Source organism: Pseudoxanthomonas sp. 97-1-1 (assembly GCF_057773125.1).
On record NZ_JBYMTJ010000001.1, the window covers coordinates 855,875 to 867,888 of the forward strand.

The 12,014-nt window shown below is 65.7% G+C and carries 7 protein-coding genes; 3 read left to right on the plus strand and 4 right to left on the minus strand.

All coding sequences use genetic code 11. From position 1 onward, the window contains the following. Positions 1-38 precede the first annotated feature (38 nt). Positions 39-2,126 (plus strand): carbon starvation CstA family protein, encoded by a 2,088-nt coding sequence (locus tag AC3DET_RS04105; RefSeq protein ID WP_488390785.1) that lies wholly within the window; start codon positions 39-41, stop codon positions 2,124-2,126. A gap of 3 nt (positions 2,127-2,129) precedes the next feature. After that, positions 2,130-2,354: a YbdD/YjiX family protein gene (locus AC3DET_RS04110; RefSeq protein ID WP_488390786.1), complete on the plus strand. Its 225-nt coding sequence runs from the start codon at positions 2,130-2,132 to the stop codon at positions 2,352-2,354. A 142-nt stretch (positions 2,355-2,496) separates the two neighbouring features. On the opposite strand, the gene AC3DET_RS04115 is transcribed toward AC3DET_RS04110, so the two are convergent. The 3 genes from AC3DET_RS04115 to AC3DET_RS04125 form a co-directional block, all read right to left on the minus strand. Continuing rightward, positions 2,497-3,759 carry a DUF819 family protein gene (locus AC3DET_RS04115; protein ID WP_337730393.1) on the minus strand — a complete coding sequence of 421 codons (1,263 nt, stop codon included), beginning with the start codon at positions 3,757-3,759 and terminating at the stop codon, positions 2,497-2,499. Positions 3,760-3,821: 62 nt separating this feature from the next. Then, a complete protein-coding gene (locus tag AC3DET_RS04120) occupies positions 3,822-5,888 on the minus strand; it encodes a S9 family peptidase (protein ID WP_488390787.1) in 2,067 nt (688 codons plus the stop codon). Positions 5,889-5,981: 93 nt separating this feature from the next. Next, positions 5,982-7,970, minus strand: coding sequence for an OPT family oligopeptide transporter (locus AC3DET_RS04125; RefSeq protein ID WP_488390788.1), 1,989 nt, complete (start codon positions 7,968-7,970; stop codon positions 5,982-5,984). Between the two features lie 117 nt (positions 7,971-8,087). Here AC3DET_RS04125 and AC3DET_RS04130 point away from each other — a divergent pair, with 117 nt between their 5' ends. After that, the gene (locus AC3DET_RS04130) at positions 8,088-9,896 is read left to right on the plus strand and encodes a peptide MFS transporter (protein ID WP_488390789.1); all 1,809 of its coding nucleotides are present in this window, start codon (positions 8,088-8,090) and stop codon (positions 9,894-9,896) included. A gap of 49 nt (positions 9,897-9,945) precedes the next feature. Here the strand turns inward: AC3DET_RS04130 and AC3DET_RS04135 are convergent, their stop codons facing one another. Beyond that, on the minus strand, positions 9,946-11,949 hold the full coding sequence (locus AC3DET_RS04135; protein ID WP_488390790.1) for an alpha/beta hydrolase family protein: 2,004 nt from the start codon (positions 11,947-11,949) through the stop codon (positions 9,946-9,948). Positions 11,950-12,014: the final 65 nt, after the last annotated feature.

Consider the following 12,014-nt stretch of genomic DNA (forward strand, 5'->3'; position numbering starts at 1 on the left):
GGGGGGACCCTTGGCGGGACTTGTCGGAGGGTTGCCGAATGAACGGTTTTTCCAAGATCGGCTGGGCGGCGCTCGCGCTGCTTGGCGCGGTGTGTCTGGGTGTGGTGGCGTTGCGCCAGGGCGAGCAGATAAGCGCGCTGTGGATCGTCGTGGCGGCGGTGTCCATCTACCTGGTCGCCTATCGCTACTACAGCCTGTACATCGCCAAGAACGTGATGGGGCTGGATCCGCGCCGGGCAACCCCCGCGCACTTGAACAATGACGGCCTGGACTACGTGCCCACCAACAAGCACGTGTTGTTCGGCCACCACTTCGCCGCCATCGCGGGCGCTGGCCCGCTGGTGGGCCCGGTGCTCGCCGCGCAGATGGGCTACCTGCCCGGCATGCTGTGGCTGATCGCGGGCGTGGTACTGGCGGGCGCGGTACAGGACTTCATGGTCCTGTTCATCTCCAGCCGCCGCAACGGCCGCTCGCTCGGTGACCTGGTCCGTGAGGAAATGGGCCAGGTGGCCGGCACGATCGCGCTGTTCGGTGCGTTCCTGATCATGATCATCATCCTCGCGGTGCTGGCGATGATCGTGGTGAAGGCGCTGGCCGAAAGCCCGTGGGGCATGTTCACGGTGATCGCGACGATGCCCATCGCGATCCTCATGGGCATCTACATGCGCTACATCCGTCCCGGCAAGATCGGCGAGATCTCGGTGGTGGGCATCATCCTGCTGCTGCTGGCCATCTGGTTCGGTGGCAAGGTCGGTGCGCATCCCACCTGGGGTCCCGCCTTCACCTTCACCGGCACCCAGATCACCTGGATGCTGATCGGTTATGGCTTCGTCGCCGCCGTGCTGCCCGTGTGGCTGCTGCTGGCACCGCGCGATTACCTGTCGACCTTCCTCAAGATCGGCGTGATCGTGGCGCTGGCGATCGGCATCGTCATCGCCAGCCCGGAAGTGACCTCGCTGAAGATGCCGGCGCTGACGCAGTTCGCCAGCACCGGCGACGGCCCGGTGTGGAAGGGCGGCCTGTTCCCGTTCCTGTTCATCACCATCGCCTGCGGCGCAGTGTCGGGCTTCCACGCGCTGATCGCCTCGGGCACCACGCCCAAGCTGCTCGCCAATGAAACCCACGCGCGCTACATCGGCTACGGCGGCATGCTGATGGAATCGTTCGTCGCCATCATGGCGCTGGTCGCGGCCTCCATCATCGAGCCCGGCGTGTACTTCGCCATGAACAGCCCGGCCGCCGCCATCGGCACCACGGCGGTGGACGTGGCCGCGAAGGTCAGCAGCTGGGGCTTCCTGGTGACGCCCGAGATGCTGGAACAGACGGCACACAACATCGGCGAAAGCACCATCATTTCGCGTGCCGGCGGCGCACCGACGCTGGCGGTCGGCATCGCGGTGATCCTGCACGACGCGCTGCCCGGCGGCGACGCGATGATGGCGTTCTGGTACCACTTCGCCATCCTGTTCGAAGCCTTGTTCATCCTGACGGCGGTGGATGCCGGCACCCGCGCGGGCCGCTTCATGCTGCAGGACCTGCTGGGCAACTTCATCCCGCCGCTGCGCAGGACGGATTCCTGGGGGGCGAACGTCATCGGCACGGCAGGCTGCGTCGCATTGTGGGGCTACTTCCTGTACCAGGGCGTGGTCGATCCGCTGGGCGGCATCAACACGCTGTGGCCGCTGTTCGGCATCGCCAACCAGATGCTCGCCGGCATCGCGCTGATGCTGTGCACGGTGGTGCTGTTCAAGATGAAGCGCGACCGCTACGCCTGGGTCACCGTCGTTCCGGCGATCTGGCTGCTGATCTGCACGACCTATGCGGGCCTGATCAAGATCTTCGACAGCAATCCGGCGGTCGGCTTCGTGGCGCAGGCGAAGAAGTACCAGGCCGCCATCGCCGACGGCCAGTTGCTCGGCGCGGCGAAGAGCATGAGCCAGATGCACCAGGTCGTGGTGAACAGCTACGTCAACACCGGCCTGACCATCCTGTTCCTGTTCGTGGTGTTCAGCGTGCTGGTCTATGCGATCAAGGGCATCCTGAAGGCGCGCGCGAGCAGCGAGCGAAGCGATCGCGAGACGCCGTTCGTCGCGCTGAGCGAAGAGCAGCAGAAGGCCTGGCTGTAGACCATGGGCACGGAACTCGTCCCGCTCTCGCACTTCGCCACGCACAAGCGTGTGTGGCGGAGGCTGGTGCAGACGGCACGGCTGTGCTGCGGCGTGCCCGACTACGACAACTACGTCAGGCACATCCTTGAGAAGCACCCCGACCGCGAACCTATGGACTACAAGACCTTCTTCCGCGAACGGCAGGAGGCCAGGTTCGGAGGAAAGAGCGGGTTCCACTGCTGCTGAGGCAGCGTGACCTGAAAGAAACAAAAAGGGCGAAGCCGATGGCTCCGCCCTTTTTCATTCTGGCCTTCCTGTAGGGGCGACGTAAGTCGCGACCGGAAAGATCAGCGTCGCGACTTACGTCGCTCCTACAGGGTTTCCGTGGTCAGCCCTGCCCCGCCATACCGCGCAACACCACGCCGACGACGTAAGCCGCCACGGTACCGGTCGCATAACCCAGCGCACCCAGCAGTGCACCCACCGGCGCCAGTGACGGATGGAACACCGTGGCCACCACGGGCGCCGAGGCTGGCCCACCGATGTTGCTCTGCGACCCCATCGCGAAATAGAAGAACGGCACGCGCAGCAGCTTGGCCAGCAGCAGCAACAGAACGATGTGGACGAGGATCCAGATCAGGCCCAACGCCAGCAGCCAGGGCTTGTCGGCCAGCGAGCCGATGTCCATCTGCATGCCGATGCACGCGATAAGGATGTACAGGAACAGCGCGCCGATCTTCGATGCGCCCGCGCCATCCAGCGTGCGCGCACGGGTCAGGCTCAGGCCGAGGCCGACGAACGTCGACAGCACCACGACCCATACGAAAGGCTCGTGCAGGCTGACCTGCTTCGCCCACGACACGTTCTGCGCGAACCACGACGAGGCCGGCCCGGCGATGGCATGCGACAGGCCCACGGTGCCGAAGGCGATACCCAGGATGACCATCAGGTCCGGCAGCGTGGTCACCCGCTCGTGCTGCTTCTGGTAGTGGGCCAGCCGCTGCTTGAGGTCTTCGATCGCGCGCGTGTCCGCGCCGGTGCGTGCATCGATCGCCTGCGCGCGGTTGGCCAGGAAGATCAGCACCGCCATCCACACGTAACCCACGCTGACATCCACCACGACGAACTGGCCGAACGTGGTCTCGTCCACGGCGAAGACCTCCTTCATCGCGAGCATGTTGGCGCCGCCGCCGATCCAGCTGCCCGCCAGTGCCGCCATGCCGCCCCAGGTATCGCCAGCGACGGTTTCGGGATGGATCACACCCATCAGCCAGAACGCGACCCACGCGCCCAGCATCACGCTGATCGACGCACCGGCATACATCGCCAGCAGTTTCGGACCGAGCTTCAGCACGCCCTTCAGGTCGATGGTCAGCGTCAGCAGCACCAGAGCGGCAGGCAGCAGCACGCGACTGGCCACGGGGTTGTAGAGCTTGCTCGCGTTGCCGTCGATCAGGTCGATGCTGTTGTAGATGCCGGGAATGAAATAGCACAGCAGCAGCGCCGGGACGTAGGTATAGAACTTCTTGAAGACGCCGGTGTCCCGCGAGGACGTCCAGAAGATGATGCCCAGCGTGGCGGCGATCAGGCCGAACAGGACGATGTCGTTCTGGATCAGCGCGGTGGAGGGTTCGGTGGCTGCGATCGCCATCGGCGTCGTTCTCCTTCAGGTAAAGAAAAAGGGCCGGCGTGACCGGCCCTTTCGCAAGGCGCTCAGCGGCCGATGTGCTGCTTCAGCCAGGCGTTGACGGTGTCGTGCCACAGGATGCTGTTCTGCGGCTTGAGCACCCAGTGGTTCTCGTCCGGGAAGTACAGCAGCTTGGAGTCGATGCCCTTGCGCTGCAGGGCGGTGAACGTGGACAGGCCCTGGTCCACCGGCACGCGGTAGTCCTTCTCGCCCTGCACCACCAGCATCGGCACGCGCCACTTGGCCACGTGGTTGACCGGATTGAACTTCTCGACGTTCTTCGGGACGTCATACGGCGTGCCGCCGTTCTCCCACTCGGTGAACCACAATTCCTCTGTCACGTAGCCCATCGAACGGATGTCGAACACGCCGTCGTGGTTGACCAGGCACTTCCACGGCTCGTTCCAGTTGCCGGCGATCCAGTTGATCATGTAGCCGCCATAGCTGGCCCCGAGCGCGCACGCATTCTTGCCATCAAGGAAGGCGTACTGCTCCTGCGCTGCCGCCCAGCCCTTCTGCAGGTCTTCCAACGGCCGATCGCCCCAATGCTGGCTGATCGCGTCGGTGAAGGCCTGGCCGTAGCCGGTCGAACCGTGGAAATCGATCATCACCACGGCGTAGCCCTGGCCGGCATAGGTCTGCGGATTCCAGCGATAGCTCCAGCCGTTGCCGAAGCTGCCCTGTGGGCCGCCATGGATCAGGAACGCCACCGGGTACTTCTTCCCTTCGACGTAATCGTGCGGCTTGACCACGTAGCCGTGCACGGTCTCGTTGTTCCAGCCCTTGAAGTTGAACTGTTCGAAGTCGCCGAAGCTGACGTCGCCCAAGGCTTCCTGCGCGCTCGGCGTGATCGCGCGCAGCGGTGCGCCCGAGAGCGTCGTGGTGAACAGCTGGTCGCCGCTCTTCAGCGTGTTGCGGGTGAGCGCCAAGGTGTCGCCCGCGATGTCGAAGGCGGAGATGCTGCCTTCGCCGACGACCGACTTCACCGAACCGCTCGCCACATCGACGGAAAACAACGGATGCTGGCCCACGTCCTGCGCGGTGGTGTAGATCGTCGCGCCATCCTTCGACAGCACGATGCCGTCGGCGGAACGGTCCCACGTCGGCGCGATCTCGCGCACCTGCTTCGTGGCGAGGTCCATCGCCATCAGCCCGAAGCGGTCTGCTTCGAAGCCGGGCCGCTTCATCGCGCGGTAGTAGAGGGTCTTGCCGTCGGCGCTGAACACCGGACCGGTGTCCCACGCCGGATTCGCGGCGGTCAGGTTGACCGGTGCCGTGCCGCCATCGGCGGCGAACTGGTACAGATCGAAGTTGGTGGACCAGGCTTCGCCCTTGCCTGCGACGCGGATCGCAGCGACGACGGCGCTGCCGTCGGGTGACCAGGTGTACTCGTCGGCGCCGCCAAACGGCTTGGACGGCGCATCGCCATCGATCGTGTCCGTGAGCGAGGTGGCGGTGCCGGCCGGCTTGGCCTTGCCTTCCGGCAATGCGGCCACGAACAGGCGGCTGCGGCGGCCGTCGGCCCAAGTGTCCCAGTGGCGGACGAACAGGCCGTCGTAGACCACGCCGGTGCTCTTCTTGGCGGCGGTGTCGTCGAGCTTCTTCTTCGTACAGGCGAAATCGGCCTTGCACTCGGCAAAGGTATCGGTGCTGAAGAGCACGCGCGTCCCATCGGGCGAGAGTTTGTAACCAGCTACGTCGAGAGCGAAGGCTGTCAGCTGCTTCGGCGTGCCGCCGCCGGCCGGCATCGCGTACAACTGCTGTGTGCCGGACTTCGCGCTCAGGAAGTAGACAGTCCTCCCATCCGGGGAGAACGACGGCGAGTTGACGCTCCAGCCTTCCGGTGTCAGCCGCTTGGGCGGCGCCATGTCGCGGGTCAGCAGGTTGCGGACCCACAGGCTGCTGCTGGCCTTGACCGCCTCGGCATCAACGGTGCGTTTGGCAAATACGACGGTGCCGCCGTCCGGCGACAGCACGGGCGAGGACACGCGGTCCAGCTTCTGCAGGTCGCGCACGTCCAGGCCGCGGGCTGCAGCCAGTGACGGCAGCGCCGCCAGCAGGCAGAGGGGCAACAGGGCGGATTTCAGCTTCATCCGGGGCTCCGGCAACAGGGAAACCCCGATGGTAGGCGCTAAGCGCGCCGCGGCGCAAAGGCGTGAGGTCACGCCTTTGCGCCATGTGTCCGGTCAGCGGGGACCGGGCTCCACGTCGCCCAGCGCCTTCGACTTGGCGCCGGTGCGGTACAGCAGCCAGCCGACGATGGCCAGGATCACCAGGCCGACGATCTCTCCCTGCTGGAACGCCTCGGGCAGCACCAGCACGTCGCGATCCTTGGTGGCGTAGATCGCCACGCCGACCGCGATGCCCATCAGCGCCTCACCGGTGATCAGGCCCGCCGCGAACAGGGTACCGGGACGATGCAGGCGGTCGCGCGCCTCCTCGTCCTTCGTGCCGACCATGCCGTGGCGCTTCTCGACCAGGTACGCCAGCAGGCCGCCGAGGAAGATCGGCACCATCAGTTCCAGCGGCAGGTAGATGCCGATGGCCGCCGCCAGCACCGGCACGCGGAAGCTGCTTTTCCGGGCCTTCAGCATCTCGTCGATGGCGATGATGACCGCGCCGATGACGGCGCCGATGGCGATGATGCCCCACGGCAGTTCGCCGCCGAACAGGCCCTTGGCGACCGAGGCCATCAGCGTGGCCTGCGGTGCGGACAGCGGGTTCGGATGTTCGGCCGTCGGCGCGCCGATGCCGTAGGCCTCGGACAGGATGTTCAGCACCGGCGCCATGATCAGCGCGCAGGAGAACGCACCGATGCCCAGCATCAGCTGCTGCTTCCACGGCGTGGCGCCGACGATGTAGCCGGCCTTGAGATCCTGCAGGTTGTCGCCGCCCACCGCCGCCGCGCAGCACACCACCGCGCCGATCATGATCGCGGCGACCGCGCCCAGCGGCGCGCCGCCGGCACCGACCGCCATGCGTCCGCTTTCGCCGAGCAGCAGCAACAGCACGACCGACGCAAACAGGATGGTCGCGATGGTGATGCCCGACACCGGATTGTTGGAAGAACCGACCAGGCCCGCGAGATAAGCGGACACCGACACGAACAGGAAGCCGGCCACGATCATGATGATCGCCATCGGGATGCTGACGTGCCACATGCCGACGATGGCCTGGTACAGCAGCAGCAGCGGCAGCACGAACACCACCAGGGCCACCAGCATCCACTTCATCGGCAGGTCGCGCTCGGTCTCCGCGACTTCGGCACCGCCCGATCCGGCGCGCGCGGCGGCGATGCCGCTCTTCACGCCCGACAGCAACGACTTGCGAAGCGAGAACAGCGTCCACACGCCGCCGATCAGCATGGCGCCGACACCCAGGTAGCGGATCTTGGCCGACCAGATGGCGCCGGCCACGTCTTCGGCACCCGCGCCGGCGATGCTCTGCGCCAGCGCCGGATCGGTACCCATGAAGAACATGTGGTACAGCGGAATGGCGATATGCCACGACAGGATGCTGCCCGACAGCACCACGATGCCGATGTTCAGGCCCACGATGTAGCCCACGCCCAGCAGCGCCGGCGAGAGATTGGTGCCCAGGTAGCCGAGGTACTTGCCGAAGAAGCCCGCACCGGCCGCCGTGTCCGGGATCAGGCGCATGCCGCTGTGCGCGGCGACTTTCAGCACGGCACCGATGGCGGCGGAGAACGCCAGGATCTTCAGGCCCGGGCCGGGATTCTCGCCCGCCTTCAGCACTTCCGCCGCGGCCTTGCCCTCGGGGAAGGGCAGCGGCTCTTCGACGATCATCGAGCGGCGCAGCGGCACCGAGAACAGCACGCCCAGCAGGCCGCCCAGGCCGGCGATGGCCAGCACCCAGGAATACTGGAAGTCCTGCCAGTAGCCCAGGATGATCAGCGCCGGGATGGTGAAGATGACGCCCGCCGCGATCGATGAGCCGGCCGAGGCACCGGTCTGCACGATGTTGTTTTCCAGGATCGTGCCGCCGCCCAGCAGGCGCAGCACGCCCATCGAGACGACGGCCGCCGGGATGGCGGTAGCCACGGTCAGGCCGGCGAACAGGCCCAGGTAGGCATTGGCGGCCGACAGCACGACGGCCAGCACGATGGCCAGCACGACGGCACGGAAAGTAAGTTGCGGGGTCCCCGGCGAGCTCATGATGCGTTCCCGAATGGCGGAAAGCGGACACGCTAGCGTCCGCTGCCCGGCAAGTCCAGCCGCATGCTCCGGCGTGCCGCCTATACTCGGCCGGTTTCCCCGATGCTGGAGCGGTCCTTGAGCCACCCTGCCCCCGCGATTGCCGGCCGCGACGACTTCCTCGGCCATCCCAAGGGCGTCTACGTCTGCTTCTTCACCGAAATGTGGGAGCGCTTCTCCTTCTACGGCATGAAAGCGTTGCTGCTGCTCTACCTGACCAAGTACCACCTCTTCGCCGACGGCGCCGGCTATGACCTGATCGGTGCGTATGGCGGCCTGGTCTACTGCATCCCCGTGATCGGGGGACTGCTTGCGGACCGCTGGCTGGGCATGCGCAAGGCCGTGGTGTTCGGCGGACTGCTGCTGGTCGCCGGCCACGCCGGCATGGCATTGGAGGGTGCGGCGGCGGTCTCGGATGGCGGCGTGGTGACGCGCGACGAAGGCGCACTGCGCACGATGTATCTGTCGCTGGCGTTGATCGTGATGGGCGTGGGCTTCCTCAAGCCGAACATCACCGGCATCGTCGGCCGCCTTTATCCGGTGGGCGATCCGCGCCGCGACGGAGGCTTCAGCCTCTTCTACGCCGGCATCAACCTGGGCGCGCTGCTGGCCTCGCTGGTCTGCGGTTACCTGGGCGAGACGCTGGGATGGAAGTACGGCTTCGGCGCCGCCGGCATCGGCATGCTGCTGGGCCTGGCGATGTTCCTGTGGGGTCAGCGCTATCTGCAAGGCCATGCGGAGCCGCCGTCGCCGCCGGCACTGAGCACATCGGTGCTGGGCCTGAGACGCGAGTGGGCGATCTACCTGGCCGCGTCGCTCGGTGTATTGCCGTTGGCCTGGCTGATGTGGGCGGCGGCGAACGGCGCTTTCGCGCTGGGTGGCGAACTCTCGCTGGCGCTGGTGTTGATGCTCGTGGTGCTGATGCTGGTGCTCGCCTGGTTCACCTGGTTCGTCACCACGCAATGCACGCCGCCGCAGCGACGGCAGATGATCGCGCTGATGGCGATGATCTTCATGTGCCTGGTGTTCTTCACGCTCTACGAGCAGACCTATGGCTCGTGGGTGATGTTCACCGACCGCCTGCTGACCAAGGATCTGTTCCCGTCACTGGTGCAGGCCCAAGGCGTGGTGGTGTGGTCGGACAGCCTGGCGGCGAACACCCGCATGTTCCTTTCCACCGCACCCTGGTCCACGTGGGGGCTGCTGGCGATGCCCCTTGCCTTCGTCGTCGCCGTTCGCGCCTCAGAGCGCAACCCGATGACGGGATTTCCGCGCGCCGTTTTCCTCGGAACTGCCGGCGTGATGGTGCTGCTGGTACTTCGCGATTCCGTTGTGCTCCCACAGACAGCGGGATCGCTGACCTATCTCGGCGCGCTGTTCCTGGTGGTGCTGGCACCGATCTTCGCGTGGCTGTGGGCGGCGTTGGGGCGGCGCGGCCGCGATCCGTCAAAGCCGTTGAAGGGTGCGCTGGGTCTGGTGTTCGGCGGCCTCTCCTTCATACCGCTCGCGCTCGCAGCGCAGCAGGTGGGCGACACCGGCGCGATGGCCAGCGTGTGGTGGCTGGTGCTCGCCTACCTGCTGCTGGAAATCGGCGAGATGTGCCTGGCGCCCGTCAGCCTCGCGGCCGTCACCGAGTTGTCCGTACCGCGCGTGGTGGGGCTGATGATGGGCATGTGGCTGCTCGCCACCGCCTTCTCCGAAACCCTGGCGGCGCAGTTCGGCAAGCTGGCGGCCGTGGATATCCCGGAAGGCCAGACATGGGACATCGCGCAGGCAGCCGCAGGGTACGCGGACCTGTTCTGGCTGATGATGTGGATCGGCCTGGGGTGCGCGGCCCTGGCACTGGTGGCGGCACCCGCATTGAAACGGATGATGCGCAAGGCATGAACGACAACGGCGCCCGCAGGCGCCGTTGTGGCTGGATCGAACAGGCTGCCTACTTGGCCTTCGCACCACCGAGGTGGCGGTGGAAGAAGTCCAGCAGCTTCGTGTAGTACTCGCGTTGGTTGGCTTCCATGTAGAAGCCATGCCCTTCCGTCTTGTAGTACAGCGACTCGACCGGCACGCCTGCGGCCTTCAGGCGACGCTCCATGATTTCAGTGTGCTGAACCGGGGCGCGTTCGTCCTCGCCACCGGCGGCAAGGAACACCGGCACCTTGATCCTGTCGGCCATGTTGACCGGCGAAACCGCAGCCAGTTCATTGCGCGGCCCGATCCACTGATTCAGATAGGTATCGCCCGAGCCCCGTCGCTGCACGTCGCCACGCGTATGCATCATCGGAAGGTCGTAGACACCCACGTATCCGGCGGCACAGCGATAGAGCCCGGGTTCCTTGGCTGCACCCGTGACAGCCGCATATGCGCCATAGCTCGCGCCATAAATGCAGATGCGGCGAGGATCGGCGATGCCCTGCTGGATGGCCCATTTCGTCGCATCGGTGACATCGTCCTGCATGGCCAGGCCCCACTGACGGGCACCCGCTTCCCGGAACGTGCGGCCGTAGCCACCGGATCCCCGGAAGTTCGGCTGGAGGACGGCGTACCCAGCACCGGCAAGCATCTGCGCTTCGTCATCGAAGTGCCATATATCGCGCACGCCGAAAGGTCCGCCGTGCGGAAGCACGACCAAGGGGAGGTTGCGTGGCTCCACGCCCCTGGGCAAGGTCAGGTAGCCATGCAGTGGCGAGCCATCACGCGCGACCAACTGCACCGGCTTGGACTCGGCCATCGCCTCGGGATCGAACCAGTCCCGACGGCTGAGCAGATAGTCCGCCTTCCTTTCATTGATGCGGAACAGGTAGAAATCGCCCGGGTTGCGGTCACTGGACATCTCGACCAGCGCAGTGCGGCCATCGGCCGTGATGGAGGTGATGCCGACGGTGTGTCCGGCGAAGGCCTGCTCGAGTTCCCGCTGCAGGATCGCCTCCTTGGCTGCCTTGTCGAAGAAAGCCGTGCGGGGATGCCCATCCATGTACAGCGCACCCACCGGCACGCGGCCGCCGGTTGCGTCGGCGTCCAGACCCACGACACCATCGCTGTAGAGGATGGCATAAGGATCGACCGTGGCATCCTGCAGCACGGTCTTGCGCTGACCCGAATTCACGTCGTAGGCAACGATGATGTCGGCACCCTTGCGCTGCTCGCTCAGCAGATAGGCGATTCGGTCATCTGCGGAAAATCCAATCGCATACTCGCCGACGCCAGTCGCGGACTCGTCGTTGATCAGCGACCATTCGGCGCCTTCACCCGACCGGTAGTAGAGCTTTCGGATATTGTCGGAACCGGCGCCACTGGCGAACCGCACGATACCGGCGTTGTCGGTCACGAAGCTGGCTCGCCGGATCGGCGCACGCGCCACCTGTGTCCGTCGACCGGAGTACACGTCCATGCGCTCCGCACGTGTGTAAGGATCTTCGCTGAAGGGCCATACGGAAATGACGACGTTCTTGTCGTCACCCGGAAGGGTATCGACCAGAAACGCCGCGACATCCTCGACCTTCTTCGGCTGGATGCGGGTCCCTGCGCCACGACTTTGCACCCGGTAGCCGACGAGCATCTCCAGCTTGGTGCCATCGGCATTGATCCCGTACAGCTCACCGGTCGGCTGAGGCTCGTCCAGCGCGCCGTACTTCTCGGAGATGGAAATCAGCACGCGCTCCGGGTTTACCCACCAGAAGCCGGACACGTGCGTGTTCTTCCCCAGCACGAAGTGCGCGGTCAGCTTGTTGCCGCTCCTCAACATGATCGCGAGTGCGGTCCTGTCCTCGAGCCTGACGGTGGCGGCATAGTACTCACCGCCCGGCGAGAGCTTGATGTCGTCGAACTTGTCCTTGCGGACGAACGCGCCCACGTCTACGTCGTTCGCCGCCTCCGCAGACACAGCGGCAAAGCACGCGCACAACAAGATGGCCTTGACGGCCAGATGGATCCACTTCGTCATACTGCCTCCCCAGGCGATGCAGGAGGCCATCGTTCCACACCCACGAGTCGGGTTCAACGGTCGCG